At 70.5% G+C, this 26,902-nt stretch carries 21 protein-coding genes; 10 read left to right on the top strand and 11 right to left on the bottom strand.

All coding sequences use genetic code 11. The features are described 5' to 3' along the window. Position 1: 1 nt before the first annotated feature. From MUY22_RS15380 to MUY22_RS15335, 10 genes are all read left to right on the top strand, one after another. Positions 2-793 (top strand): glucose-1-phosphate cytidylyltransferase, encoded by a 792-nt coding sequence (locus MUY22_RS15380; protein ID WP_247060419.1) that lies wholly within the window; start codon positions 2-4, stop codon positions 791-793. Beyond that, a complete protein-coding gene (locus MUY22_RS15375) occupies positions 790-1,437 on the top strand; it encodes a PIG-L deacetylase family protein (protein ID WP_247060417.1) in 648 nt (215 codons plus the stop codon). The genes MUY22_RS15380 and MUY22_RS15375 overlap by 4 nt, the downstream gene beginning before the upstream one ends. A gap of 5 nt (positions 1,438-1,442) precedes the next feature. After that, on the top strand, positions 1,443-2,462 hold the full coding sequence (locus MUY22_RS15370; protein ID WP_247060415.1) for an NAD(P)-dependent oxidoreductase: 1,020 nt from the start codon (positions 1,443-1,445) through the stop codon (positions 2,460-2,462). Next, complete coding sequence (locus tag MUY22_RS15365) at positions 2,462-3,742, top strand: DUF4910 domain-containing protein (RefSeq protein ID WP_247060413.1); 1,281 nt, start codon at positions 2,462-2,464, stop codon at positions 3,740-3,742. The genes MUY22_RS15370 and MUY22_RS15365 overlap by 1 nt, the downstream gene beginning before the upstream one ends. Before the next feature lie 5 nt (positions 3,743-3,747). Next, positions 3,748-5,130 carry a hypothetical protein gene (locus MUY22_RS15360; protein WP_247060410.1) on the top strand — a complete coding sequence of 461 codons (1,383 nt, stop codon included), beginning with the start codon at positions 3,748-3,750 and terminating at the stop codon, positions 5,128-5,130. A gap of 7 nt (positions 5,131-5,137) precedes the next feature. After that, complete coding sequence (locus MUY22_RS15355) at positions 5,138-6,082, top strand: glycosyltransferase family 2 protein (RefSeq protein ID WP_247060408.1); 945 nt, start codon at positions 5,138-5,140, stop codon at positions 6,080-6,082. After that, positions 6,079-7,263 (top strand): polysaccharide pyruvyl transferase family protein, encoded by a 1,185-nt coding sequence (locus tag MUY22_RS15350; RefSeq protein ID WP_247060406.1) that lies wholly within the window; start codon positions 6,079-6,081, stop codon positions 7,261-7,263. Before MUY22_RS15355 ends, MUY22_RS15350 begins: the two co-directional genes overlap by 4 nt. After that, positions 7,260-7,808, top strand: a complete 549-nt coding sequence (locus MUY22_RS15345; RefSeq protein WP_247060404.1) for a dTDP-4-dehydrorhamnose 3,5-epimerase family protein — start codon at positions 7,260-7,262, stop codon at positions 7,806-7,808. The genes MUY22_RS15350 and MUY22_RS15345 overlap by 4 nt, the downstream gene beginning before the upstream one ends. Positions 7,809-7,813: 5 nt before the next feature. Then, on the top strand, positions 7,814-9,130 hold the full coding sequence (locus tag MUY22_RS15340; RefSeq protein WP_247060402.1) for a glutamate-1-semialdehyde 2,1-aminomutase: 1,317 nt from the start codon (positions 7,814-7,816) through the stop codon (positions 9,128-9,130). A gap of 174 nt (positions 9,131-9,304) precedes the next feature. Further along, on the top strand, positions 9,305-10,786 hold the full coding sequence (locus MUY22_RS15335; protein ID WP_247060400.1) for a right-handed parallel beta-helix repeat-containing protein: 1,482 nt from the start codon (positions 9,305-9,307) through the stop codon (positions 10,784-10,786). A 295-nt stretch (positions 10,787-11,081) separates the two neighbouring features. Here MUY22_RS15335 and MUY22_RS15330 read toward each other — a convergent pair whose 3' ends face one another. From MUY22_RS15330 to MUY22_RS15280, 11 genes are all read right to left on the bottom strand, one after another. Next, entirely contained in the window at positions 11,082-11,696 is a 615-nt protein-coding gene (locus MUY22_RS15330) for a maleylpyruvate isomerase family mycothiol-dependent enzyme (protein WP_247060397.1), read from the bottom strand. A 127-nt stretch (positions 11,697-11,823) separates the two neighbouring features. Then, positions 11,824-12,471, bottom strand: coding sequence for a phosphatase PAP2 family protein (locus MUY22_RS15325; RefSeq protein ID WP_247060396.1), 648 nt, complete (start codon positions 12,469-12,471; stop codon positions 11,824-11,826). Next, complete coding sequence (locus MUY22_RS15320) at positions 12,468-13,643, bottom strand: glycosyltransferase (protein ID WP_247060395.1); 1,176 nt, start codon at positions 13,641-13,643, stop codon at positions 12,468-12,470. The genes MUY22_RS15325 and MUY22_RS15320 overlap by 4 nt, the downstream gene beginning before the upstream one ends. Beyond that, a complete protein-coding gene (locus tag MUY22_RS15315; RefSeq protein WP_371827619.1) occupies positions 13,640-14,911 on the bottom strand; it encodes an O-antigen ligase domain-containing protein in 1,272 nt (423 codons plus the stop codon). Before MUY22_RS15315 ends, MUY22_RS15320 begins: the two co-directional genes overlap by 4 nt. Position 14,912: 1 nt before the next feature. Further along, positions 14,913-16,436 (bottom strand): right-handed parallel beta-helix repeat-containing protein, encoded by a 1,524-nt coding sequence (locus MUY22_RS15310; protein WP_247060394.1) that lies wholly within the window; start codon positions 16,434-16,436, stop codon positions 14,913-14,915. Positions 16,437-16,445: 9 nt separating this feature from the next. After that, a complete protein-coding gene (locus MUY22_RS15305; RefSeq protein ID WP_247060393.1) occupies positions 16,446-18,386 on the bottom strand; it encodes an alginate lyase family protein in 1,941 nt (646 codons plus the stop codon). Next, positions 18,383-20,566, bottom strand: a complete 2,184-nt coding sequence (locus MUY22_RS15300; protein WP_247060392.1) for a bi-domain-containing oxidoreductase — start codon at positions 20,564-20,566, stop codon at positions 18,383-18,385. The genes MUY22_RS15305 and MUY22_RS15300 overlap by 4 nt, the downstream gene beginning before the upstream one ends. Beyond that, a complete protein-coding gene (gene asnB / locus MUY22_RS15295; RefSeq protein ID WP_247060391.1) occupies positions 20,563-22,482 on the bottom strand; it encodes an asparagine synthase (glutamine-hydrolyzing) in 1,920 nt (639 codons plus the stop codon). The genes MUY22_RS15300 and asnB overlap by 4 nt, the downstream gene beginning before the upstream one ends. A 33-nt stretch (positions 22,483-22,515) precedes the next feature. Then, positions 22,516-24,297, bottom strand: coding sequence for a Wzz/FepE/Etk N-terminal domain-containing protein (locus tag MUY22_RS15290; RefSeq protein ID WP_247060389.1), 1,782 nt, complete (start codon positions 24,295-24,297; stop codon positions 22,516-22,518). Next, positions 24,294-25,649, bottom strand: coding sequence for an exopolysaccharide biosynthesis protein (locus tag MUY22_RS15285; RefSeq protein WP_371827618.1), 1,356 nt, complete (start codon positions 25,647-25,649; stop codon positions 24,294-24,296). The genes MUY22_RS15290 and MUY22_RS15285 overlap by 4 nt, the downstream gene beginning before the upstream one ends. A 109-nt stretch (positions 25,650-25,758) precedes the next feature. Further along, the gene (locus MUY22_RS15280; RefSeq protein ID WP_247060385.1) at positions 25,759-26,901 is read right to left on the bottom strand and encodes a glycosyltransferase family 4 protein; all 1,143 of its coding nucleotides are present in this window, start codon (positions 26,899-26,901) and stop codon (positions 25,759-25,761) included. Position 26,902 lies beyond the last annotated feature (1 nt).

Raw genomic sequence — 26,902 nt, 5'->3', positions numbered from 1 at the left:
AGTGAAGGTCGTACTCTTCTGCGGTGGTTACGGGATGCGGATGCGCAACGGCGCGGCCGACGACGTTCCGAAGCCGATGGCGATGGTCGGTCCGAGACCGCTCATCTGGCACGTCATGCGGTATTACGCGCACTTCGGGCACACGGAGTTCATCCTGTGCCTCGGCTACGGCGCGGCGCACATCAAGAACTTCTTCCTGAACTACCAGGAAACCATTTCCAACGACTTCGTCCTGCGCAACGGCAAGCCGGAACTGCTCTCGACCGACATCGCCGACTGGACGATCACGTTCGTGCAGACCGGGATCGAGTCGCCGATCGGTGAGCGCCTGCGCCGCGTCCGCGACCACCTCGACGGCGAAGAGATGTTCCTCGCGAACTACGCCGACGTCCTGTCCGACGCGCCGCTGCCCGACATGATCGAGCGGTTCGAGAACACCGACGCCGGCGCGTCGATGATGGTCGTGCCGCCGCAGTCGTCGTTCCACTGCGTGGAGATGAACGAAGGCGGCATGGTCGGTGCGATCACCGCCGTCAGCGAAATGCCGCTGTGGGAGAACGGCGGGTACTTCGTGTTGCGCCAGGAGGTCTTCGACCACATCCCGGAGAACGGCGACCTCGTCGCCGACGGCTGCGGCGAGCTGGCCAAACGCGGCCGGCTGCTGGCCTACCCCTACCGCGGGTTCTGGAAGCCGACCGACACGGTCAAGGAGCGCGCGGCGCTCGACGACGCCTACACGCACGGCAAGAAGCCCTGGGCGCTCTGGGAGCGGCCCGTCGCGAGCACCGCGTGATCGGGCTCCGGCCAGGACGGCTCGGCGGCGTCGTCGCCCTCGGCGCGCACTGCGACGACATCGCGATCGGCGCCGGCGGCACCCTGCTGACGATGTGCGCGTCGCGGCCGGGCCTGCGGGTCGACGCGCTGATCCTCTCCGGCGGCGGCACGCCCCGCGAGGACGAGGAGCGCGCGGCGCTGGCGGCGTTCTGCCCCGGTGCGCAGGTCGACGTCACGGTGCTGAAACTCCCGGACGGCCGGTTCCCGGCGCACTGGGAAGAGGCCAAGAACGCGCTGGAGGAGCTGCGGCGGCGGACCGACCCGGACGTCATCCTGGCGCCGCGCACCGACGACGCGCACCAAGACCACCGCGGCCTCGCGAAGCTGGTGCCGACGGCCTTCCGCGACCACCTGGCGCTCGGCTACGAGATCGTCAAGTGGGACGGCGACCTCGGCGCCCCGTCGGTCTACCAGCCGCTCGACGACGACGTCGCCGAGGAGAAGGTCCGGCTGCTGCAGACGCACTACGCGTCCCAGCGGCACCGCGGCTGGTACGACCGCGAGGCTTTCCTCGGCCTGGCCCGGATCCGCGGGATCGAAGCGGCCGCGAAGTACGCCGAAGCGTTTTTCGTCAAGAAACTCACTCTCGACCTGAAGGGCTGAATTCGATGCGGGTGTTGCTGACGGGGCACAAGGGCTACCTGGGCACGGTGATGGCCCCGGTGCTCGCCGCGGCCGGCCACGAGGTCGTCGGCCTCGACTCCGGGCTGTTCGAGCAGTGCCTGCTCGGGCCCGCGCCGGCCGACCCGGGCGGGTACGCCGTCGACCTGCGCGACGTCACGGCCAAGCACGTCTCCGACGTCGACGCGGTGATCCACCTGGCCGCGCTGTCGAACGACCCGCTGGGTTCGCTCGCGCCCGAGCTGACCTACGACATCAACCACCACGCGTCGGTGAAGCTCGCGAAGCTGGCGAAGGACGCCGGTGTCCAGCGCTACCTGTACGCGTCGACCTGCTCGGTGTACGGCGCGGGCGGCGAGAACCTCGTCAACGAGGACGCGCCGCTGAAGCCGGTGACGCCGTACGCCGAGTCGAAGGTGCGCGTCGAGGCCGACGTCCACGAGCTCGCCGACGACGACTTCACCCCGGTCTACATGCGCAACGCGACGGCGTTCGGCTACTCGCCCCGGCTGCGCGGCGACATCGTGCTGAACAACCTCACCGCGCACGCGCACCTGTCCGGCGAGGTGCTGGTGCTCTCCGACGGCACGCCGTGGCGGCCGCTGGTGCACGCCCAGGACATCGCGCGCGCCTTCACCGCCGCGCTGACGGCGCCGAAGGAGGCCGTGCACAACAAGGCCTTCAACATCGGCACCGAGGACAACAACGTCACCGTCGCCGAGATCGCCCAGGAGGTCGTCGAGGCCGTGCCGGGCTCGACGCTGAACATCACCGGCGAGGCCGGCGCCGACCCGCGCTCCTACCGCGTCGACTTCTCGCGCTTCCGCGAGGCCATCCCGGGCTTCGCCTGCGAGTGGTCGGTCAAGGACGGCGCCGTCGAGCTGATCGAGGCCTACCGGAAGTTCGGGCTGACCCGGGAGTCGTTCGAGAAGCTGTTCACCAGGCTCGCCTGGCTGCGCAGCGAAGGCGAAGCCGGCCGCGTCGACGACACCCTGCGGCGGCACTAGTGGCGGGCACGCAGCTGCGGACCGGGGCGGAACTGCACGCTCTGGTCGAGCGGCTGTACCCGATCTGCCGCAGCATCACCGGCGACGGCGTGCGGCAGACCCTGGACGTCATCGGCGAGCACATCGCGCTGGAGCGGCACGAGGTCCCGACCGGCACCCAGGTGCTGGACTGGACGATCCCGCAGGAGTGGAACATCCGCGACGCCTACGTGGCCACACCTTCGGGTGAGCGGGTAATCGACTTCCGGGAGTCGAACCTGCACGTCGTCGGCTACAGCGTCCCGGTGTCGGAGCGGCTGCCGCTGAGCGAGCTGCGGGAGCACCTGCACACGCTGCCGGACCGGCCGTCGTGGGTGCCGTACCGGACCAGCTACTACGCCCCGGCCTGGGGATTCTGCCTCGCGCAGGAGAAGCTCGACGCGCTGCCCGACGGCGAGTACGACGTCGTCATCGACTCGACCCTGGCGGACGGCTCGCTCACCTACGGCGAGCACGTCGTCCCGGGCCGCGTCACCGACGAGGTCATCGTGTCCTGCCACGTGTGCCACCCGTCGCTGGCCAACGACAACCTCGCCGGGATCGCGGTGGCGGTCTCGCTGGCGCAGCAGCTGGCCGAGTCGCAGCCGCACTACACGTACCGGTTCCTGTTCATGCCGGGCACGATCGGCTCGATCACCTGGCTGGCGCGCAACTCTCACCGGATCGAGAAGATCAAGCACGGGCTGGTGCTGGCGTGCGCCGGCGACCCGGGCCCGCTGACGTACAAGAAGTCCCGCCGCGACGACGCCGAGATCGACCGCGTCGTGCAGCACGTCCTTCGGTCGCGCGAGCACAAGGTCGTCGACTTCTCGCCGTACGGCTACGACGAGCGCCAGTTCTGCTCACCGGGCTTCAACCTCGGCGTCGGATCCCTGACGCGGACGCCGTACGCGGGCTACCCCGAGTACCACACCTCCGCCGACAACCCGGGTTTCGTCTCGCCCGCGGCCATGGAGGACACGCTCGGCGCGCTTCGCGACGCCTTCGGCGTCCTGGACCGCAACCGCCGGTACGTCAACCTCAGCCCGTACGGCGAGCCACAGCTCGGCAAGCGCGGGCTGTACGACTCGCTCGGCGGCCGCAGCGACGCCAAGGAAGCCCAGATGGCCATGCTCTGGGTGCTCAACCTCTCCGACGGCGACCACTCGCTCCTCGACATCGCCGAGCGGGCCGGCCTGCCGTTCGACATCGTCGACGTCGCGGCGCGTGCCCTGCACGACGCCGGTCTGGTCAAGGAGTGAGCGACGTGGCCAACCACCGCCGGGCCCCCGGCTCGCTGCTCCGCAACGGCGCCGTGCGCGCCATGGCCGGACGGCTGAGCTGGGGCCTCGGCGACCAGGCGGTCTCGAGCCTGACGAACTTCGCGGTCGGCCTGTACGTGGCCCGCTCGCTCGGGACGTTCGCCTTCGGCATCTTCAGCCTCGCCTGGGTCACCTACGGCGTGGTGCTGAACGTCTCGCGCGGCCTGGCCACCGACCCGCTGATGGTGCGCTTCAGCGCGGTGTCCGAGGACCGCTGGCGCGCGGGCGTCGCGAGCTCGTCCGGCACGGCGATCGGTGTCGGCGGCGTGACGGCCGTGATCAGCCTGGTCGGCGGCCTGATCACGGGCGGCCCGCTGGGCAGCGCGTTCGTCGCGCTGGCCGTGGTGCTGCCCGGCCTGCTGCTGCAGGACGCCTGGCGCTTCGCGTTCTTCGCGCGCGGCGCCGGCAAGAAGGCGTTCATCAACGACTGCGTCTGGGGCGTGGCCCTGCTGCCGGCACTGTTCGTCGCCGCCCAGGTCCACACGGTGGTCGCGTTCGTGCTGGCCTGGGGCCTGTCGGGCGCGGTCGCGGCCCTGTTCGGCTGGTTCCAGACCGGCATCCTCCCCCACCCCCGCGAAGCGCTGGGGTGGTTCCGGCAGCAACGCGACCTGAGCGTCCGCTACCTGGTCGAGAACGTCAGCAACAGCGGCGCGTCCCAGCTGCGCGCGTACGGCCTCGGCGCGATCGCCGGCATCACGGCGGTCGGCGCGGTTCGCGGCGCCGAGCAGCTGCTCGGCCCGTTCCTGGCCCTGCTCATGGGACTGTCCCTGGTGACGGTCGCCGAGGGCGCGCGGGTGCTCAAACGGGCCCCACACCGCCTGAAGCACTTCTGCGTGATCCTCGGCGGCGGTCAGGCCGGCGCCGCCCTGTGCTGGGGCCTTGGGCTGCTGTTCCTGGTCCCCGACTCGGCCGGCCGCTGGGTGATGGGCTCGGTGTGGGACTCGTCGTCACCGCTGATCCTGCCGGTCACCCTCGCCGTGGTCGGCGCGAGCTTCGCGACCGGCGCCGCCGCCGGTCTCCGTGCCCTCGGCGCCGCCCCGCGAAGCCTGCGGTCGCAGCTGATCGCCTCCCTGTTCTACGTCACGTTCGGCATCACGGGAGCCTTCCTGGGTGGTGCGGCCGGATCCGCGTGGGGCGTCGCGACCGCGACGCTCACCGGGTCCGTCGTCTGGTGGCTGCAGCTGCGGCTCGGGCTGCGCGAGTACGTGCCGCCCGCCTCGGACGACGCCGGGTCCGGCGAAGCCACCATCGTCTTCGCGCCGATCAAGGAGACGATCAACGAAACCACCGTGGTCTTCGCGCCGATCAAAGAGCCGATCAAGGAATGAGGACTCCATGACCACCGTCCCGCGGCTGAGCCTCGGCCTCCCGGTGTACAACGGCGAGGAGTACCTCGCCGAGTCACTGGACGCGCTGCTCGGCCAGACCTACGAGGACTACGAGCTGATCATCTCGGACAACGCGTCCACCGACGCGACCGACGAGATCTGCCGCCGTTACGCCGAGAAGGACTCGCGGATCCGCTACGTCCGCCAGCCGAAGAACATCGGCGCGACACCGAACCACAACTTCGTGTTCGACGTCTCCCGCACCGAGCTGTTCAAGTGGGTCTCCCACGACGATCTCTACGCGCGCGACCTCCTCAAGCGCTGCATCGAGGCGCTCGACGAGCGCCCGGACGTCATCCTCGCCCACTGCGACCAGGCCATCATCGACGGCGACGGCCGCATCGTCCAGCCGCTCGAGTACACCCTGAACACCGGCTCCCGGCACGCCCCGGACCGCTTCCGCAGCATCCTGTTCGAGCCCGGCGGCGACGACTTCTACGGCGTCATCCGCGCCGACGTCCTCCGCCGCGTCAAGCCGCTCGACAGCTACCACCACGCCGACCGCACGTACTCGGCCGAGATGGCGCTGCACGGGCCGTTCTACCAGGTGCCCGAGCTGCTCTACTTCCGCCGCGACCACCCGGGCCGCGCGGAGCGGGCCAACCCGACCATCCGGAGCCGGTGCGCCAACCTCGACCCGCGGCGCGCGGACCGGCTCCGGAACCCCACCGTCCGCCTGGTCGGCGAGTACATCGTCGGGTTCGCCGACCTGATCCGCCGCTCCCCGATCTCGGGCGCCGACAAGCGCGAGTGCTTCCGGCACCTCGGCAGCTGGCTGACCGATCGCGCGCGCTCCGGCCACGGCGAGCGCGTCGAGGACCGCGCGCCGACCGCCTCCGACGTCGCCACGGTCAACGAGATCGTGGCCGGCCGGGAAGGCAGGCTCGCGTGAAGCGTGCCCCTCGCGTCGGCGTGTTCGGCCTGCTCGGCTCGGGGAACCTCGGCAACGACGGTTCCCTCGAAGCCGTGCTCGGCTACCTGCGCGCCGAGTACCCGGACGCCGTCCTGGGCGCCCTCGTGGGCGGTCCGGAGATCGTCCGCGAGCGGTACGGGCTCGACACCACGCCCCTGCACTGGAACCAGTCCGAGTACGAGACGGCGTCCGGCCTCCGGTCGATCGTCCTGAAGGGCCTGGGCAAGCTCGTCGACATCGGCCGCACGGCCGCCTGGGTCCGCGAGCAGGACGTCGTCATCGTGCCGGGCATGGGTGTCCTCGAGGCGACGCTTCCGTTGCGTCCCTGGGGTTTTCCGTATTCTCTGTTCCTCCTCTCGGCCACAGGCCGGCTCTTCGGGACGAAGGTCGCGCTGGTCTCGGTCGGCGCCAACGAGATCAGCGCGCGGGCGACGCGGACGCTGGTCCGCTGGGTCGGCCGCCTGGCCACCTACCGCTCCTACCGCGACGACATCTCCCGCGACGCGATGCGCGCCATGGGCGTCGACACCAGCCGTGACCAGGTGTACCCCGACCTCGCGTTCTCCCTCCCCACCCCGGACGACGCCGGCGAGCCGGGCACCGTCGGCGTCGGCGTGATGGCCTACTACGGCGGCAACGACGACCGCGCCGACGCCGACCGGATCTACCGCCACTACGTCGACACGATGAACCGGTTCGTCGCCTGGCTCGTTGACCAGGACAGACCGGTCCGACTGTTCATCGGCGACCAGATCGACCGGCAGGTCGTCGACGAGATCATCGAGAAGACCGCTTCCCCGCTGGTGACGGCGGCCTCGGCGGAGACCCTGGACGAGCTGATGCACGAGATGGCCGCGGTGGACCGCGTGGTGGCGACGCGCTACCACAACGTGCTCTGCGCCCTGAAGGTCGCGAAACCGACCGTGGCGATCGGGTACGCACCGAAGAACGACGTCCTCATGGCGGAGATGGGGCTCGGCGGTTTCACCCAGCGGGCGAAGACCGTCGACTTCGACCGGCTCGTCGAGCAGTTCACCGAACTGGAGAACCGTTCGGCCGAACTCCGCCAGACACTGCTGGAACGGAACGAGATGAACGCCCAACGGCTCAAGGATCAGTTCGCCGCCCTTTCGGCGGCCCTCTTCGGGGGTGGGCGATGAAGGCCATTCCGGTGCCCGAAATCGAGGGCGTGTACCTGTTCGAACCGGCACCCCACGTGGACGTGCGCGGCTTCTTCAGCCGCACCTTCGACCGCGAGGTCGTCGCGTCGGTCGGGATCGACCCGGACGGCTTCGCCCAGGACAGCCTTTCCCGGTCCCGCAAGGGAGTCGTGCGCGGGATGCACCTGCGCGGCGGGGCCGGCGAGTCGAAGCTCGTGCGCTGTTCGCACGGCGCGATCTTCGACGTCGTCGTGGATCTCCGACCGGATTCCCCGACATTCCGAAACATCAAGACTTTCGAACTTTCCGGTGAGACGCAGGTTTCGGTGTACATCCCCGCGGGGTGCGCGCACGGATTCCAGTCACTCACAGATCCCTCTGACGTTTCGTACCGTATCGATCGGGCGCACAATCCGAACGAAGACATTACGATTTCGTACAAAGACCCTGAATTGGACATTTCCTGGCCACTGTCAGTCACACTGGCCAGTGACCGAGACGAACGTGCGCCGTCTCTCGGAGAGGCGTTGAAACCAACGAGGTGACCCCCATGGGAACGAACTTGCCCCGCTCCACGACGGCGAACGAGCGGCTGCACCGGGTCATCCCGGGCGGTGCGCACACTTACGCCAAGGGCTCGGACCAGTATCCCTTCGAGATGGCCCCGGTCATCTCCCACGGCCGCGGCGGCCATGTCTGGGACGTCGACGGCAACGAGTACATCGAGTACGGCTCCGGGCTGAGAGCGGTCAGCCTGGGCCACGCCCACCCCCGCGTCCTCGACGCCGTCCGCGGCGAGCTGGACAAGGGCAGCAACTTCATCCGCCCGTCGATCATCGAGGCCGAGGCCGCCGAGCGGTTCCTCGAAAACGTGCCGACGGCCGAAATGGTGAAGTTCACCAAGAACGGTTCCGACGCCACCACGGCCGCGGTCCGGCTGGCCCGCGCCGCGACCGGGCGCAAGCTCGTCGCGAAGTGCGCCGACCACGCGTTCTTCTCGACCGACGACTGGTTCATCGGCACCACGCCGATGAACGCGGGCATCCCGGACGAGACGACCGAGCAGACGGTGTCCTTCCCGTACGGCGACCTGCAGGCCGCGGAGGAGCTGCTGCAGCGCCACGACGGCCAGATAGCGTGCCTGATCCTGGAGCCGGCCGCGGCGGTCGAACCGCCGCCGGGGTACCTGCAGGGCCTGCGGGAGCTCGCCACGCGCCACGGCGTCGTGCTGATCTTCGACGAGATGATCACCGGTTTCCGCTGGTCCGCCCACGGCGCGCAGGGCCTCTACGGCGTCACCCCGGACCTCTCGACGTTCGGCAAGGCCCTCGGCAACGGCTTCGCCGTCTCCGCCCTCGCCGGCAAGCGGGAGCTGATGGAGATCGGCGGGCTGCGCACCGACCGGGAGCGCGTGTTCCTGCTCTCGACCACCCACGGCGCCGAAACCCACTCCCTCGCCGCCGCGATGGCGGTGATGGACGTCTACCGCGACGAGGACGTCATCGGCCGCATGCACGCCCTCGGCGACCGGCTCGCCGCCGGCGTCCGCGACGTCGCGGCCGGGATCGGCGTCGAAGACCACGTGGTCGTTCGCGGCCGGGCCAGCAACATGGTCTTCGGCACGCTCGACGAAGAAGGCAAGCCGTCGCAGCCGTACCGGACGCTGTTCCTGCGCGAGCTGATCAGCGGCGGGGTGCTCGGCCCGTCCTTCGTGGTCAGTGCCGCGCTCACCGAGGCGGACATCGACAAGACGATCGACGTCGTCGCCCAGGCCTGCACGGTCTACCGCAAGGCGCTCGACGCCAACGACCCCACACCGTGGATGGGCGGCCGCCCGGTGCAGCCGGTCTTCCGCAAGCGCGCCTGACCCGGCCCCCGTGCCACCCGGTGCCCGGTTCCCGCCGGGCGCCGGGCGGTCGCGGGTCCGGAGCACGCCGCCGGATCCCCATCCCCGCTCCGGGGAGCCGGTTTCACTCGTTGGGTCCGATGAGGACACTTGAGGGTGACTGTTTTCCCGCCCGATCGTGCGTAGCGTCCTGCCATGGGCAGATCTCGTGCGTTTCTCGTCAGTGCTTGCTCGCTCTTGATCGCCGTGGCTTGCCCGGCGATCGCGAACGGTGCCGACGGGCCCGGGCCGGTGTGCGATCACCAGCCCGCGGCGTACGAGGAACCGCCGCCCGGGGCGGTCTCCGTCGAACCGGGCGTCGACGGAGACCTCTCGGCCAAGACGGCGGCGCACCCGCCGGGCACCACCTTCTGGCTCCGGCCCGGCACCCACACCCTCGGCACCGACGAGTTCGGCCAGGTCGCGCCCAAGGACGGCGACGTCTACCTCGGCGCTCCCGGCGCGGTCGTCGACGGCCGCGGCGTCAACCGCGCGGCGTTCACCCAGCAGGCCCGCGACGTCGGGATCAAGGGCCTCACCATCCGCGGTTTCGCCGCGCTGCAGGACCAGGGCGTGGTCAACCACGACTCCGGCGACGGCTGGCTCATCGAGAACGCCACCATCGAAGACAACGCCGGCGCCGCCCTGATGGCCGGCGCGGGCCAGGTCGTGCGGCACAGCTGCCTGCGGAACAACGGCCAGTACGGGCTCAACGCCTACCAGGCCGGCGACCACATCACCGGGCTCGTGCTGGAGGGCAACGAGATCACCGGCAACAACACCGGCGACTGGGAGACCAAGGTCCCGGGCTGCGGCTGCAGCGGCGGGGCCAAGTTCTGGGCCGTGAACGGCGCCGACGTCCGCGGCAACTGGGTCCACGGCAACCACGGCGCCGGTCTGTGGGCCGACACGAACAACAACGACTTCCTCGTCGAGGACAACCTGTTCGAGGCCAACGACGCCGAGGCGCTGTTCTACGAGACGAGCTACAACCTCGTGCTGCGCGGCAACACCTTCCGCGGCAACAGCCTGGTGCAGGGCCGCAAGTTCGCCTCGCGCGGCGACAACTTCCCGGCCGCGACGGTGTACCTGTCGGAGTCGGGCGGCGAGTCCCGGGTGCCGGCGCGGACGTCGGCCATCGACATCAGCGGGAACACGTTCGTCGACAACTGGTCCGGGATCACGCTGTGGGAGAACGCCGACCGCTTCTGCACCAGCCCGGCCAACACGTCTTCGGGCTACTGCACAAAGGTGGCTTCCCCGTCTTCGTGCTCGGCGGGCGCCATCACGAAGGCGCCGGCCTACGACGACTGCCGCTGGAAGACCCAGCACGTCGAGATTCACGGGAACACCTTCCGGTTCGATCCTGGACGGGTGGGCTGCACGAGCTTCTGCGGGCGGATGGCGCTGCTGTCGAACTACGGGACGTTCCCGGACTGGTCGCCCTACAAGGGAACCGTGGTCCAGGAGGCGATCACGCTCCAGCAGGACAACCGGTGGCACGACAACTCCTATGCGGGGCCGTGGACCTTCGTCGTGCATGACACCTCCAGGACAGTCGACCCTGCGGGCTGGCGGGCGGGCCCGTATTCGCAGGACGCGTGTTCTTCGTTCGACGGTGGGTCCGCCGGCTGCTGATCACGACTATGGCACCGAGCTCCGACACTTTTCTCCGGCGATCACGACTTCAGTGAAGATTTCCCTTGGAACACAAGGGAAAAGTCGCGAGTGGCGAATTACGGACACCGCGGTTCACCCGTTCAAGCGATGGTGTTCGCACGAGTGTTCGGTACCGTCGGAGACATGGCCACCTCGAGCCCCGTTCCCGAAACCCTCCGCCGTGACGCGATCGACGTCATCGTATTCGACGCGCTGGGCCAGCGGAGAAACGTAACACCGCGACTGTCCACGATGGACAGTCTTCGAAGAGAGCTCAGACCGTGGTGAACCGCGAACTCGGCTCTCCTCGCAGCCGCCCCGAGGGCAGCCGCCGGTTGCAGAGCACCAGCAGGAGATCCTGGGCGGCGCCCGTGAGCGGCGAACCGGTGCCGTACGACCAGTCGAGGTCGTCGGCGCGCAGGGAGACGCCCGCCAGGTCGGCGCCGAAGTACCTCACCTGCTTCGGCTTGAGACCGTCGAGAATCACCTCGAGCCGTTCCCGGGGCACACTCCGGTCGAGGCTCAAGGCGGTCGTGATGTCCAGGCCGTGGATCACGTCGTGGCTCAGGGCGCCTTCCGCTCCCCCGCCCGGCGGCCGCCAGAGGTGTTCGGCGTTGTCGCGCAGCGAGGCGACGAGCGCCTCGGGCGACAGCTCGGCCGCGTCGCGTCGCGCCACCCGGTCGGCCATGTGGTTGAAGCGCCCGGCGGACTTCAGCAGTTCGCGGGCGAACCGGCCGGTCGACATGCGGAACGGCATCGTCAGGTGGGCGACCACCTCCGGCGCGCGCCAGCCCGCGCACAACGTCGGCGTCGCCCATTCGGCCGGCGACAGGCCGTCGAGCACCGCCGCCAGCTCACGGCGTTCCGCGGCGATCAGGTCCTGGATCATCGGGGTCTCCTTCGCGAGTCGGTCACCCCACCGACGAACAAGCCCGACTGAGACCGACAGGTTCGCCCGGAGAACCGCCACTCAACCGGACCGGCGCCTGGGCGCCCCGTCGGCGACCGCGGAGTCGTCAGAGGCGATCGGCGACGCGGTCCACAGCCCACGCCATCGCGGGAACCACCGCCAGCGCGGCGCAGAACCCGCCGATCGCGTCCGTCGGGTAGTGCGCGCCCAGGGACACTTCGGCCCAGCCCATCGCGATCCCGGCGACCACGGCCAGCACCAGCATGAGCAGCACCCCCGCCGTGCGGCCCAGGTGCAGGCGGTCGGCCACCAGCAGGCCGATGACCAGCGCGAGGGCCGTGGCCATGGCCGTGTGACCGCTCGGGTAGGACAGGAACTCGCCGTGGATCGTGCGGCCGACGATCGGCTTCAGCACCGTCGTCACCGCGACGGTGGCCAGGACCCCGACCACGGTCAGCACCGCTATCCGGACCCGGTGGGCCAGGAAACCCAGCAACGCGACCAGGGCGACCAGGATCGTCGACCCGACCGGTTCACCGCCGAAGTCGAAGACCAGCGCCACGTACCGCCAGGGTGGCCGGACGCCGTCGAGAGACGGCAGCACGGCCGCGTCGATCCCGGTCAGGCCGGAGTCGTGGAAGTGGAGGATGCCGAGCGCGACGAGCACCGCCGTCGCCAGCGCACCCGACATCGCCAGCGGGGCGCGCAAGGCGACCGGCAGGGCCTCGGGTGCCGTCCGGACGAGCTCCCTCACCCGTGTGCCTCGATCGCGGCCTGGTACCCGGAGATCAGCCGGTCGAGCCCGACCGCCGGGGTGAAGTCCTTCTCGTACCGGACGCGGGCCGCGTCCCCCATCTCCTGGTTCCGGTCACCAGTCACCTGGCGCAGCCGGTCCGCGAGTGAGGCCGCGTCGTTCGGCTGGTGCAACAGGCCCGTCACGCCGTCCTCGACGAGCTCGGGGAACGCACCGTGGGCCGCGGCGACCGTCGGCACGCCGGCCGCCATCGCCTCGACGACGACCAGGCCGAACGCCTCCAGCCACGTCGACGGCGCCACCACAGCGACGGCGTCGGCGGTCAGGGCGCGGCACTCCGCCTTGTTCTGCAGGCCGACGTACGAGACGTCCGGCCGGCCGGACGCCCAGGTCGCGACCTCGTCCTGCATCGGGCCGGTGCCGGCGATGACCAGCGGCACGCCCAGGGCGCCGCCGAGCTGGTCCCACGCCCGCATCAGCAGGCCGACACCCTTTTCCTCGGTGATACGGCCGAGGAAAAGCACGTGCTTTCCGTCGCCGGTGCGGCGGACACCGGGGTCGGTGACGAAGTTGTGCTTCACCGCCATCCGCTCGCCGGGCATCCCGGCCGACACCAGGAGGTCACGTTGAGCCGCCGAAATGCAGAAGAACCGGGACACGCCCGTCCACCACCGGCGGCGGTTCGCGACCATGCTGGCCGCCATCGGCACCGTCGCGGTGCTCGAGCCGCGGTAGCAGCCGTGCTTCACCGCGGGCAGCGGTGAGCCGCCGACGCACTCGGTACAGATGTGGCCGTCGCGGTGCAGGGTGCCCGGTGGGCAGACCATCGTGTAGTTGTGCAGCGTCGCGACGGCGGGCACGCCCGCGTCCGCGCAGGCGGCGACCACCGACGGCGACAGCAGCGGGAACGTGTTGTGGATGTGCACGACGTCCGGGCGCGACGCCCGCAACCGGGCCGCGAGCTCCTTCCGGACCGCCGGGTTCCACGGGACCATCAGCGGAACGGTCGCCTTGCGGGGCAACGGCATCTGCGAGATGTCGTCGCTGCGGCGCTCGAACAACGACACCTTGTGCCCGCCCTCGGCGAGCAGCGACACCTCGGCGTCGACGACGTTGTTCTCCCCGCTCGGCTGCTCTGACCGGTACCGGTTGTGGACCACGAGCACCTTCACGCGGCTGCACCTCGCACGCTTGCCCCCTTCGCCGGGATGAATGCTTCTTCGTCGGACTGCGGCACCCCGCGGACCAGCAGCGACGCGGCCAGGGCCAGGTGGAGCAGGTACGGCGACGCGTCGCCGAGACCGGCCTCGGTGTAGGAGGCCGAAATGCAGTAGGTGATCAGGAAGATCGCGCACGCGCGAGCCAGGGACGGCGGCCGCAGCACGGCCACCACGACCAACGTGAGGAGGAAGCCCGCGACCAGCGCGATCCCGACGAACCCCTGCTCGTGGTAGATCGCCAGCCAGCTGTTGTCGATGGGGAGGCCGTCGTAGGACTTGTCCGTCAGGCCGACGCCGAAGATGTACTCCGACGTCGTCCGCGGGGCCTCCAGCAACGCGTCCCAGACCTTCGCGCGGCCGGTCAGGCTGGAGAAGTTGTCCGCGCTCTGCCCGCGGAGGAACCACGCCTGCAGCGCGCCGGCCAGCACGAGGCCGCCGACACCGCCGATACCGGCCGTCCACGCGAACACCTTGCGGGCGCGGGCGCTGGTCAGCGCCATCGACAGGAAGGCCACCAGTAGCCCGGCGAGCAGGCCGAGCGTCGCCGTGCGGGTGTGCGTGAGCAGCAGCAGCGCGAGGGCCGGCACCACGATGATCAGGGCACTGCGCCAGGTCGTGCGGCGACCGAACCAGAGCAGGAGCGTCAGGCCGGAGATGACCGCGGCGTACTGGCCGATCTGCGGCGGCGTGAGCGGCCAGATCGCGCCGGACAGCCGGCCGCCGTACTCCTCGGGCATCGCGTTGCCCGGCGAGACGACCAGGCCCACCGCGACCGACGCGAGCACGATCCCGTACGTCCGGATGTGGGACCGGACCAACCCGAACCCGCCGTCCCACCAGCGGGTGAGCAACCAGAGCGTGGAGAGGAAGACCGTGAGCCGGAAGCACCGGAAGAGCGCGCCCGCGCCTTCCTTCAGGTCGGCGCTGGCCAGGATGCTGGACAGCAGCAGCAACGTCAGCAGCAGCAGGTACGCGCTCGGCCGGATCCGCAGGTGCTTGTTCAGGGCCAGCGCGATCACGAAGGCCGTCATCAGCGAGCCCATCGTGACCAGCTGGCTGACCGACCGCGGCAGCGGGATGACCGTCTTCGCGCCGGTCGAGCCGAGCGTGTTGATGATCAGCAGCGCCCACGCCAGTGCCGCCCACTTCGGCGTCGACGACGCGGGCTCGACCGTGGCTTCGCCGCGGATCCCCGCCGTCGTTCGGGTTTGTGTCGCCATGTCAGCCCCCGCCCTGCGCGGTGAAGGTGCTTCCGGAGTCCTGCGAGTACGGCGAGCCCTGCCACTCGCCGATCTCGATGACGCGGTCAGTGGTGTAGGGGATGAACGTCCACGGCCCGGCGTAGCTGTTGTCGTGCCAGCGGTTGTCCTGCTTGTACGTGATGGCTTCCTGGACGACGTCGTTCTTGTAGGGCGACCAGTCCGGGTAGGTGCCGAAGTTCGACAGCAGCGCCATCCGGCCGCACGAGGCCTGGCAGCCGACCACGGCCGGGTCCAGGACGAACTTGTTGTCGTGGATGTCGACGTGCTGGGTCTTCCAGCGGCAGTCGCTCAGCAGCGGCTCGGTGGTGATCGCCGGCGCCGCGCACGTCTTCACGTTCGGCACCAGGCGGGTGCAGTCGCCGGACGAGGTGTTGGCCGGGCTGTTGCAGTACCGGTCGGCGTTCTCCCACAACGTGATCCCGGACCAGTTGTTCTCCAGGAAGTTGCGGGAGATCTCGATCTTCGCGGTCCGCGCCTTGATCCGCGGCTCGCCACCGGACTCGGAGATGTAGATCGCCGGCGTCGGGAAGTTGTCGCCCTTGTCGGCGTACCTTCGGCCGTCGACCCAGTTGTTCTTCCGGATCGTGTTGTCGCGGATGATCGCGTTGTAGCTGATCTCGTAGATGATCGCGGCGCTGTCGTTGTTCTCGATGAGGTTGCCCTCGATGAGGAAGTCGTTGTTGTTGGTGTCGGCCCACAGCCCGGTGCCGTGGTTGTCGTGCACCCAGTTGCCGCGGACGTCGGCGCCGTTGACGTCCCAGAACTTGACGCCGCCGGTGCAGCCGCAGCCGTCGATCTTCGTTTCCCAGTCGCCCGTGTTGTTGCCGGCGATCTCGTTGCCCTCGACGACCAGCGCGGTGATCGGGGTGCTGCCGGAGAAGGCGTTGATCCCGTACTGGCCGTTGCGGCGCAGGCAGTTGCCGCGCACCTGCTGGCGCGCGCCCGCCATCAGCCCGGCGCCGTCGTTGTCCTGGATCGTGGAGTGCTCGATCTGCCAGCCGTCGCCCGAGTCGTGGTTGACGACACCTTCGTCGCGGGGCGCGGCGAAGCCCTGCACGGTCAAGTAGGTGAGCTTGACGTTGTTCCCGTGCCCGGTGAACGCGTACTGGTTGATCTTCCGGCCGTCGAGGATCGCGCCGGGCGCGCCGATGTAGACGTCGCCGTCCTTCGGCGAGACCTGGTCGTACTTGTCGTCGCCGAGGATGTGCTTGCCCGGCTTGAGCCAGAACGTCGTGCCCGGGCCGGCCGCACGCGTCTTCACGGCGAGATCGTTGGGGACCGCCGGGTCGACGATCACCGCACCGGCCGGCGCCGCCGTCGGGCCGGCCGGCTCCTTGTCGCAGACCGCCGCGACCGACCCGCTGGGAGCCGAGGTCGCCTGGGCCGGGCCGCCGGTGTCGGGGCTGCTGGAGCACGCCGCGAGCGTGAGCAGCACGCCGAGCAGCGGAGCGGCACGGCGGAGTCGGGAGCGGCGGGCTGTCACGGGCGGGTCCTAACTGAAGCGGAGCAGGGTGATCGAGTGTCCGGGAGTGCCGGAGCCGACCAGGGTGGTCGAGGGTTCCTTGCGGCCGAAGCCCGCCGAGTACCAGCCGAGCGGCGGGTCGAGCTCACCCCGGTGGGCCGTCCACGTCAGCTCGGCCGGCAGTTCCAGCTCCGCGGTGTGGACGGGGGCCAACGTCCGGCCGTCACCCTCCCAGCGCAGGTGGGCGACGTTCCCGTCCAAGGTGGCCGTGACGGCCGGGCCCAGGTGGAACGCCAGCCGCGCGGCCGGGCCCGTGTCGCCGAGCACCTCGTCGACGATCTTCAGCACGGCTCCGTCGAGCTCGACCGTCCGGCGGTGCACCGCCGGCGCGTAGCCGTCGTGGGCCGCCGACCATCGGGACGGGCCGTGGTCGGGGGTGTGCACGCCGAGCACCTTCGTCACCGCGTGCCGGGTCCAGAGGAACGGCCCGCCGGACACGGACTGGTCCTGACCGCCCAGTTCGAGGGTGTTGTGGCCGAGCGTGGAACGGAAGTACGACCGCCACTGCGGCTCGCCGTGGTAGCAGAAGGTGCCCGGGTCGGCGAGGATGTCGACGCCGTCGTGGCGGACCTCCACCGACAGTGCGTCGGCGTGGGCGTGCGCGGCGATCGACAGGAAGCCGTGCGGCCCGCCGTCGCACCGCGCCCAGACCTTTCCCGAGCGCAGGATCGTCATGCCCGCGTCCCGCAGGTGGGCGGGGCGCCGGCCGGGGCGGACGCCCGTGGCTCGCGGTGTCCGGAGGGCGAGCGCGGTCAGCAGCGGCGTGCGGACGTCGTCACCCGGCACCGGCCACCAGTCGAGGCGGCCGAACAGGACCTCGCCGGTGGCCAGCAGCGACGCCCAGCGGTTGGTCTCGGAGCCGTCGACGATCAGGCCGAAGCCGTCGTCGGCGTCGCCCTGCCGGGGCGGCCGGAACCGGTTGTCCACAATGGACGCCAAGGCGTCGGTCATCCGGAGCAGGACGTCCCAGGTGGAGTCCGGCACCGGGGTGCCCGCCGCGTCGGCCTCGAGCGCTGCCGCGAGGCCCAGCTCCAGCACCAGGCCGTGGTACTCGGACGCGAGCTCGGCGTTGAGCCCGGAGCCGAAGGTGTTGCGGCCCAGCTGGACGTCCAGCGAGCGGGTCGCCTCGGCCCGCCAGCGCGGCGACTCCGGGAACCAGCCGAACGCGCACGCCGCGGCCAGCAGGCCGGCGTCCTCGGCGATGACGTGGTTGTTCGCCGACGAGCCGTGGCTGCGCAGGGTCGCCAGCCAGTTCTGGTGATGCCACAGCTGCAGGTGGAAGTCCGGGTTGTCCTCGAACAACGCCGTGACGCCCGCCCAGCCGTCGAGCAGGCGGCGGACCCAGACCCACGACAGCAGCCGGATGCCCAGCTCGATGCCGCTCACCCAGTGCGGCCCGCGCAACGGCGGGTTGGCCGCCCACCAGGACCGCAGGTGCGCGGCGACGCGCTCGGCGTACGTCTCGGTGCCGGTCAGGGCGTACGCCGCGGCCAGCACGGTGAGGTGCTGGTGGCGCGACGGCTCCCAGATCTGCTTGATGTCGCCGACCTCGTCCTCCGACCGGTACGGCACGTCGAAGGCGTAGACGTCCAGCGGCGCGCGGCGGCCGGTCTTCGGGTCCAGGGCCCAGTCCGGCGACACCATGTCGTCGCGCAGGACGCCGAAGTACTCGGCGCGGCCGGCCATCAGGTGGTCGGCCGTGGCCAGCAGCCGCGTCACGGCCTCGCCGGAGACCTTGCCAAGAACGCCGTCCGGCAGCTGGGCGGTGAACCGTGGGTGTGACGGCCACGCGGGCGGCTCGGGCAGCGCGGACCGCCACTGCCGCTGGACGACGGCGTGCCGGGCACGGCCGACGACCTCCGCCGGCCCCATCCGGGACAGCCTGCGGAGGTACCAGCCGGGACCCATCATGCCGGGGCACCCGCCTTCCGCGGCAGCTCGATCCGGACCGGCGCCGAGTTCGCGACGCTGGTCTGGGCGGCGAGCGTGGCCAACGTCGTCGCGGCCAGCGAAGCGACCGAGATCGGCATCGGGCCACCGGTGCGGACGGCTTCGAGGAAGGCGTCGACCTCAGCGGCCTGGCCCTTGTCGCGGCCCTTCGGGAGCCGCGAGCTCGCCCACTTCTTGCGGGAGAACACCGACGCGCGGACGAAGTCGTCGAACTTCAGGACCTTGCCGTCGGCGGTGACGTCGAGCGTCTCCTTCGGGAAGCCCGACGAACCGCTCTCGGCGTAGGTGATGACCGCGGTGGAACCGTCCCCGTAGCCGAGGGTGATCTGCAGGTCCGTGCCGCCGGTCGCGTAGACCGAGACCGGGTCGGCGTCGAGCAGCCAGCTCACGGTGTCGATGAAGTGCCCGCCTTCACCGGCGAACCGGGAGCCCTCGGTGGCGGTCTGGTTGTACCAGCTGCCGTGGTCGAGGCGGCCGGCGTTGACCAGGTAGCGGACCGTCGCCGGGCCGACGCGCGGGCCGAACTGGCCGCGGGCTTCGTGCAGCAGCGGCGCGAACCGGCGGTTGAAGCCGACCTGCAGCCGGTCGTTGCCGGACTCCTCGATCGCGTCGAGCACCTTCTGCAGCTCGGTTTCCGTCAGCGCCAGGGGCTTCTCGACGAACACCGTCTTGCCCGCGAGCAGCGCCTGGCGGGTCAGCTCGGCGTGCGAACTGTGGCGGGTGACGACGAAGACGGCGTCGATCGAGTCGTCACCGAGCACGTTGTCGATGTCGGTGGACGCCTCGGCGAAGCCGAACTTGCGCCGCGCGTTGGCGCCGGACAGCGCCGACGTCGTCGCGACGTGCTTGAGCTCGACGTCGTCGCGCTCGACGAGGTGCGGCAGCAGCATCGACGACGCGTAGTTGCCGGCCCCGACGAAGCCGAGGCGCACCGGCTGCCCGGCGGGCTTCGGCGCGGCCTTGTGCTCGACCAGCCCGATCCGCGCGGACGTCACGACCGGCTCGGTCTTCGCGACCGCGTCCGGGTAGCGGAACAGCACCGCGACGGCCTTGAGCTCACCGTCGTTGAGGGACTTGTACGTCTCGACGGCCTCGGAGAAGTCCGAGACGTGCGTGATCAGCGGCTCGACGTCGAGGCGGTCGCGGTCGATCAGGTCGATGACGCACTCGAGGTTGCGGCGCTCGGTCCAGCGGACCTGGCCGATCGGGTAGTCCCGGCCTTCGAGCTCGTACGACGGGTCGTAGCGGCCGGGGCCGTACGAGCGGGAGAACCGGACGTCCAGTTCCTTCTCGTAGTAGGCGTTCCACGGCAGGTCGAGCTTGCACTTGCCGATGTCGATCACGCGGCCGCGGTCGCGCGACAGCTTCGCGGCCAGCTCCACCGGGTCGTTCGTGTTGCCGCCCGCGGCGAGGTACGTCTGGTCGACGCCCGCGCCGTGCGTCAGCTCGTCGACGGCGGTGTCCACCACGCCGGAGCCCGGGTGGCTGCACACCAGCGCGCCGAGGCTCTCGGCGAGCTTGCAGCGCTCCGGGTCGGGGTCGACACCGAAGACGCGCACGCCGGACGACACCAGCAGCTGCACCACGAGCTGGCCGATCAGGCCGAGCCCGATGACCAGGGCGACGTCGCCGATCTGCGGCTCGCCGCGGCGCACACCCTGCATTGCGATCGAGCCGACGGTGCCGAACGCCGCGTGCCGCGGGTCGACCCCGGCCGGCACGCGCGAGTAGAGGTTCTTCGGCACCCAGTTCAGCTCGGCGTGCAGCGCGTGCTCGTTGCCCGCGCAGGCCACGAGGTCGCCGACCGCGACGTCCGTGATGCCGTCGCCGACCTGCTCGACGATGCCGCACAACGAGTAACCGAGGGGCGTGTATGAGTCCAGTTTGGACGTCACCTTGCGGTAGGTCGCCGAGAGACCGTTGGTCGCCACGCTCTGGACGACCTTCGCGACCTGGTCCGGCCGAGCCCGCGCTTTGCCCACCAAGGACAGGCTCGCCTCGGACACCTTCATCATCTCGGTGCCGGTCGAGATCAGGGAGTACACCGTGCGGACGAGCACCCCGCCGGCCTTGCACGCGGGCTCGGGCACTTCCAGCAGTGCCAGTTCACCGCTCTTGTAGTTCTGGACGACCTGCTTCACTTCGCTCCCGCTCCCGACATCGCGTTCCGGTACCAGTACTCAAGGGTCAAGATGTGCCAAAGGTGCTTGCTGCGGTCCTGCTGGCCGGCGGCGTCCTCGGCGACCATCCGCTGCAGTGCTTCGCGCTGCAGGAAACCGGATTCGACAAGCACGCCCTCATTGACGACCTCGCGCACCAGCGGCGCCAGGTCGCGGCTCATCCAGGCCCGCAGCGGCGCGCTGAACAGGCCCTTCGGCCGGTGCACGATCTCGCTGGGCAGGATGTTGAGCGCCGCGTTCTTGAGGGCCACCTTGCCGGCGCGGCCGACGATCTTCTTGTTGCCGGGGGTCCGGAACGCCGCGCGGACGACCTCGACGTCGACGAACGGCGTCCGCACCTCGGTGGACGCCGCCATCGTCGAGCGGTCGGTGTAGGTCAGGTTGAGGCCGGGCAGGAACATCCGCGAGTCGGCCAGGCACATCCGGTTGACGAAGTCGTCGAGCGACTGGTCGTTGTACGTGTCGGCGTGCTCGGTGAGGACGTCGTCGACCGTCGGCGCGAGGTCCGGGTTGAGCAACCCGAGCAGCTCGGCCTGGTCGTACATCGTGTAGCTGCGCCGGAACGCCGTCTCCTCGGGCAGGCCCGCGAACGACAGGAACCGCTTCGCGAACCGCACCGAGCGGTAGCCGCGCTTGGCCGAGGCCACCGGCAGCCGGTCCACCAGGGACTCCACCGGACGCCGGACCGCGCCCGGAACCTTGTGGTAGCGCAACGCGATCAGGTTCGCGAGGTGCTTTCGGTAGCCGGCGAACAGCTCGTCGGCGCCCATGCCGGACAGCATCACCTTGACGCCGGCGTCGCGCGCGGCCGAGCAGATCAGGAACGAGTTGATCGCCGCCGGGTCCCCGATCGGCTCGTCGAGGTGGTAGGTCATCTTCGGCAGCAGGTCGAGCACCTGCGGCGCGATCTCGATCTCGTGCAGGTCGACGCCAAACTGCTTGGCCACGATCCGGGCGTACTTCAAGTCGTCCGGCATCGCCTCGAACTTGGCGTCCTCGGCGCGGAACCCGATGGTGTAGGCCGAGATCCCGGGCTGCGACCGCGCGGCCAGCGCCGTCAGGTAACTGGAGTCCAGCCCACCCGAGAGGAACGTCGCGACCGGGACGTCCGAGAGCAGGTGCTTGGCGGTCGACTCGGCGATCACCTCGTGCAGGTCGACCTCGCCCTCGAAGGCCGCACCCTCTTCGGCGACCTCGCGCAGCGACCAGAAGCGGCCGCGGTCGACCCGGCCGTCCGGGCGGCAGCGCAGCCACGTGCCCGGCTGCAGCTTCTCCGCGCCTTCGTAAGCGCAGCGGCTGTCCGGCACCCAGTAGTAGAGCAGCGACGCGACCAGCGCGGCGTTGTCGATCTGCAGCGACCCGCCCAGCTCGCCGGCCAGCGCCTTCAGCTCGGAGGCGAAGGCGACACCGCCGGCCCGGTGCACGAAGAACAGCGGCTTGATGCCCAGCTGGTCGCGGACCAGGAACAGCTCGCCGGTGCCCTCTTCGAACATCGCGAAGGCGAACATCCCGCGCAGCTTCGGCAGGCAGTCGGTGCCCCAGCGCCGCCACGCCTGCAGCAGCACCTCGGTGTCGGACGTGCCGCGGAAGCGCACGCCGGCGGCCGTCAGCTCGGCGCGCAGCTCGGGCGCGTTGTACAGCTCGCCGTTGTAGCTCAGCGCGAGGCCGTCGAGGACCATCGGCTGGGCGCCGGTCTCGGTCAGGTCGACAATCGAGAGCCGCCGGTGTCCCAAGTGGACTTCACCGGCGCCGGTGCCGCCGACGACGTGGTCGTAGCGGCCGGAGCCGTCCGGCCCGCGGTGGGCCAGCGTCTTCGTCAGCCGGTCGGTCAGCGGTCCGCCGTCCGGCCAGAGGTAGGTGCCTGCGATGCCGCACATCTCGAGCGGGTTCCCCTTCGTCGCGGCGCGAGGTCAGGAGACCTCCGCGCTCTTTTCGGACTCGAGCTCGGCGTTCAGTTCGCCTTGGTGTGTCGGCTCGCCGTGGTCGCGCTTGAACGGCGTCGGCCGCTTCGGCTTGACCGGGGCGAACTTCTTCGTCGGCGCGTCCGCGTGCGGAACGCTGACCTTGCCCGGTTCCGGGAGCTTCGGATCCGGCTTCGGCGCCTTGGGCGGCAGGGGCTTGGCGACCTGCGGAACCATCGGCCGGACCGGCGCGAACTTGCGCGTCGGCGGATCCACCAGCGCGACGCGCTCGGCGACCCGGGCGGCCAGCTCGTCGATGCGGTCCTCGCGCTCGACGTCGGCGACCTTCGGTGCCGCGGGCGTCAGCCCGGCGCGGCCGCGCAACGCGGTGTGCAGGCCGTCCCACAGCGTCCCGTCCGACTTGTCGCGCGGGTCCGGGTCGACCAGCACCACGCCGATGATCGGGATTTCCTGGTCGGCCAGCTGCCGCGCGACCGTGTGCAGCCACAGCGTGTTCGCGTGCCCGGCCTTGACGACCAGCACGGTCTCCGCGCCGAGGTGCTCCAGGTCGGTCCACGCGGTGCCCGGCGAGATGGTGCCGACGCCGACGCGGCGTTCGCCCGGCTCGGCGTCGGGGTCGCCGACACCCAGGACGACGACCTCGCTCTGGGTCTCGGCCGCCAGCTTCCGGACGTCCTCGCCCGGCAGGTCGTCGACGACGCTCGCGCGGCCGTCCTCGCCGAGCTGCTCGGCGACGTCGAGGGCGAGCGCGGCCGTGATGCCCGGCGCGCCGAGCTCCAGCAGCGACACCTCGGTGATGTCCTTCTGGATCGCGCGGACCAGCGTCGTGGCGACACGACGGCGTTCGGAGACGGCCCGGGAGCGGCGCCACAGCCGGGACGGCCCGCGGCGCTTCGACGGCAGCTGCGCGATGACGGACGCACCGAGTTGCGTCGAGATCTCGCGGCGCAGCACCGGCCGGTCGCGCGAGACCGCGCCGACGGCGGCGAACGCGATCCCGAGCGCCAGGCCCAGTGCGAACCCGATGCCGGCGTTGGTCGCCGTCGTCTTGAGGAACGCCTTGGGCAGCGCGCGGGGCGCGTCGACGATCTGGGTACCGGCCGCGACCTGCGGGCTGCCGATGCCGGCCTGCTGGGCGCGGGAGTCGAAGTCCGAAACCTGCGACGCGAGCGCGGCGCGGCGACCGTAGAGGCCTTCGAGCGTGCTGGCGTTCGCGTTGCGGCCCTTGCCGGTCTCGTCCGCGATCTGCGCGTCGACCTTCGTCAGCTCGTCCTGCGCGTTCTTGCGCTGGTCGAGGATGGCCTTCGACTGCGCGGCCGCGGCGGCCTGGCTGCGCTCGACGTGGTCGGCGATGAACGTGTCGGCCAGCGCCTGCGCCTGCGCGACGGCCTCGCCGTCACTCTTGGCCTTCACGGTGATCTGCATGACGTTGTTCGTCACGGGCAGGCCCGAGTAGTTCTTCATGAACTCTTCGGACGATTCGGTGCTGTTGAGCTTCTTCAGCGCGCCTTCGGCGATCTGGGTCGTCGACAGCACCGCGACGTCGGTGCGCATCAGCGTGCCGCTGTCGGTCGGCGAGTCGTCCTGGTGGACCACGATCACCTTGGCGACGGCGGTCGGCGGGGCCGGCAGCAGGATCGCGACCAGGGCCCCGGCGATCAGCCCGAGCAACGCCGTGGCCAGCCAGAGCCGCTTGCGACGGCGGATGGTGACGAACAGCCGCTGGAGATCGACGAGCGGAGCAGCCGGAGTTTCGCTTGTAGTCGTCACGCCGAACCTGCCAAGGCTTTTTCGGGGGCTTCCGCCACGGGTTCGGCGACCGGCTCACGCGGCCGGACGGGATGGGTGAGGACCGCGCCGACGATCTCCCGCCCGGCTTCCGAGCAGGCCTCGGCGAGCGAGACGAGCTCCCACGCGGTGCGGCTGGCGGTGCTGAGCACGACCAATACACCGGAGCTCCCACCGGCGTCCGGGACGGTCGGGCGGCCGGGGCTGACCTCTTGGATGCGCAGCGGCAGCGACATCCGGTCGGCCAGCGTGGCCAGCTGCGTCGCGGCCAGCCGGGCCGTCTCGTCGTCGTCGGCGATCAGCAGCAGGATGTCGGCGGGGCCGGTGGCCAGCCGGGCGAGCACCCGGCGGTACCGGATGTCGCGGTTGACGTCGTCGGCCGAGGTCGCCACCGGCGGCAGCACCCACGGCCGGTCGCCGCCGAGCAGGCGCCGCACCTTGCCGTACAGATTGGTCGCCGGGAGGCGGTCGCCCTCCGGCGTCGGGACGTCGACGCCGGCGAGGATCGGCGAGCCGAGCGCGGACGCGATCTCCGGCTCACCCCGCAGCCGCCGGTCGGCGCGTGCGGTGAAGAGGTGGCCGAAGACGCCGACGAAGAAGAACAGCACCGCGCCACCGGCGGCCAGCTGCGTCATCGTCGGGGCGGCCGGGCCGGCCGGGCGCTCGGACGGACCGAGCACCACGGTGTTGCCGACGCCGGTCGCGAGGTCGGCCTGGTTCAGGTCGTTGATCGCCTGTTCCAGCGACGTCCGCAGGCCTTCGAGCTGCGTGCGGACCTGGACGCTTTCCACGGTCAGGTCCCCGCCGACGGTCTTGGCGAGGTCGCTGATCTTCTGCGTGGTCAGCTGGACCTGCTGGCGCAGCGTCTCGCGCTGCTCCTGGGCCAGCTGCACCGAGGCGTCCGCCGAGTTGCTCGCCAGCTGCCCGGAGTACTTGACGAACTGCTGCGCGACCTGGTCGGCGAGCTGCTGGGCGTGCTCGGCGGTGTCCGCCGAGACGGTGATCGTGACGACGTTGCCATTCGCCACCGACGCCGTGACCTGCTTCTTCAGGTCGGCGCCGGTCGGGTGCCACTGCAGCTGCGCGGCGGCGCGGTCGAGCACGACCGAGCTGGTCGCGACCTCGGCCTGGGTGAGCAGCTCGTCCGCTTGGCGCGGTCCTTGCAGCAGGACGCTGGACGAGGTCTGGTACCCGGGCGAGAAGAGGACGGAGGCGCCGGCGCCCACCGCCGCTCCGAGGACGGCGAGGGCGACCAGCAGCCGCCAGCGCCGGCGGAGAACCTGCCCGATCAGGCTCAGGCGCACCGTGTCGTCAGTCACCGGCGGGATCTCCATTCCTGGGGCGAGTACGCCGAACGGCTTCAGTGGATCGGCCGGTTACCCGATCCGTCGTCCGGCCGGGACCATTGGTTACACGTCCGGTGACTTCTTGACCGAACGGCGATCAGGAACCGAGTGCGTGCTCATACGCGGCGAGGAGGGCCTTCGCCGAGTTCTCCCAGGACAGCGGGCCCGCGACCCGGGCCTGGCCGAGCTTACCCATCCTGACCCGCTCCTCGGGGTCGTCGAGCAGCCGCGAAACCAGGACCGCGAACTCCGCTTCGTCGTTCGCCGGGGCGTACACCGCGGCGTCGCCGGCCGATACGCGCGCTTCGCGCAGTTCGAACGAAACGATCGGCTTGCTCATCGCCATGTACTCCATGACCTTGTTCATCGTGGAGACGTCGTTGAGCGGGTTGAGCGGGTCCGGCGACAGGCAGACGTCGGCGGTGGACAGGTACCGGACCAGGTCCTCGTCCGAGATCCGGCCGGTGAACTCGACCTGGTTGGCCAGCCCGAGCTTCGCCGAGAGCGCGACCATGTCGTCGAAGGCGTCGCCAGAGCCGACGAACACCGCGTGCCAGTCGGTGCGGCCGACGTCGTCACGCAGCTTCGCGAGCGCACGCAGGGCGTAGTCGACCCCGTCCTGCGGGCCCATCACGCCGAGGTAGGCCAGCAGGTACGGCTTGCCCTGCTTGAGCTCGGGCTCGACGGGGACCTCGTGGAACCGCTCGACGACCGGGGCGCTGCGCACGACGTAGACGTCCTCGGGCCGCTTGCCGCCGCGGATCCGGGCGACCTGCTTGTAGCTCTCGTTCGTCGAGATGACGACGTCGGCGGCCCGGTAGGTGGCGCGTTCCAGCGCGCAGACCCCGCGGTAGAGGAGGTCCTGCCCGCGGTCGAAGCGCGACAGGTACAGCTCGGGGCACAGGTCGTGCTGGTCGAAGATGAACTTCGCGCCCTGCCGCTTGAGCACCTTCGCGACCAGGTACAGCAGGTCCGGCGGGTTGCAGGCGTGCACGACGTCGACCGGCCCGATCTTGCGGGCCAGCCGCAGCGTGTGCCACAGCGCGCTGCCGTACTCCTGCAGGTACCCGGCCGGGCCGCCGGTCGCGGCCTTCAGCGGGTAGCGGTGGATGTGGACGCCGTCGATGACGGCTTCGGCCTCGGTGTCGCGTTTCGTGCCCTGCGGGCAGATCACGTGCACCTCCCAGCCGGCGTCGCGCAGGGTCGTGGACTCCTGCCAGACGCGCCGGTCGAAGGGCACG

This window comes from Amycolatopsis sp. WQ 127309, assembly GCF_023023025.1.
GTDB lineage: Bacteria > Actinomycetota > Actinomycetes > Mycobacteriales > Pseudonocardiaceae > Amycolatopsis.
This window is presented reverse-complemented; position numbering and strand designations above follow the sequence as displayed.

What these genes read in the sequence shown, in the direction of transcription:
- asnB (WP_247060391.1), bottom strand. Translation starts at nt 22,482, where the DNA reads ATGTGCGGCATCGCAGGCACCTACCTCTGGCCGGACGGCGGACCGCTG.
- MUY22_RS15340 (WP_247060402.1), top strand. Translation starts at nt 7,814, where the DNA reads ATGGGAACGAACTTGCCCCGCTCCACGACGGCGAACGAGCGGCTGCAC.
- MUY22_RS15285 (WP_371827618.1), bottom strand. Translation starts at nt 25,649, where the DNA reads ATGGAGATCCCGCCGGTGACTGACGACACGGTGCGCCTGAGCCTGATC.
- MUY22_RS15315 (WP_371827619.1), bottom strand. Translation starts at nt 14,911, where the DNA reads ATGGCGACACAAACCCGAACGACGGCGGGGATCCGCGGCGAAGCCACG.
- MUY22_RS15330 (WP_247060397.1), bottom strand. Translation starts at nt 11,696, where the DNA reads ATGATCCAGGACCTGATCGCCGCGGAACGCCGTGAGCTGGCGGCGGTG.
- MUY22_RS15335 (WP_247060400.1), top strand. Translation starts at nt 9,305, where the DNA reads ATGGGCAGATCTCGTGCGTTTCTCGTCAGTGCTTGCTCGCTCTTGATC.
- MUY22_RS15370 (WP_247060415.1), top strand. Translation starts at nt 1,443, where the DNA reads ATGCGGGTGTTGCTGACGGGGCACAAGGGCTACCTGGGCACGGTGATG.
- MUY22_RS15305 (WP_247060393.1), bottom strand. Translation starts at nt 18,386, where the DNA reads ATGATGGGTCCCGGCTGGTACCTCCGCAGGCTGTCCCGGATGGGGCCG.
- MUY22_RS15345 (WP_247060404.1), top strand. Translation starts at nt 7,260, where the DNA reads ATGAAGGCCATTCCGGTGCCCGAAATCGAGGGCGTGTACCTGTTCGAA.
- MUY22_RS15355 (WP_247060408.1), top strand. Translation starts at nt 5,138, where the DNA reads ATGACCACCGTCCCGCGGCTGAGCCTCGGCCTCCCGGTGTACAACGGC.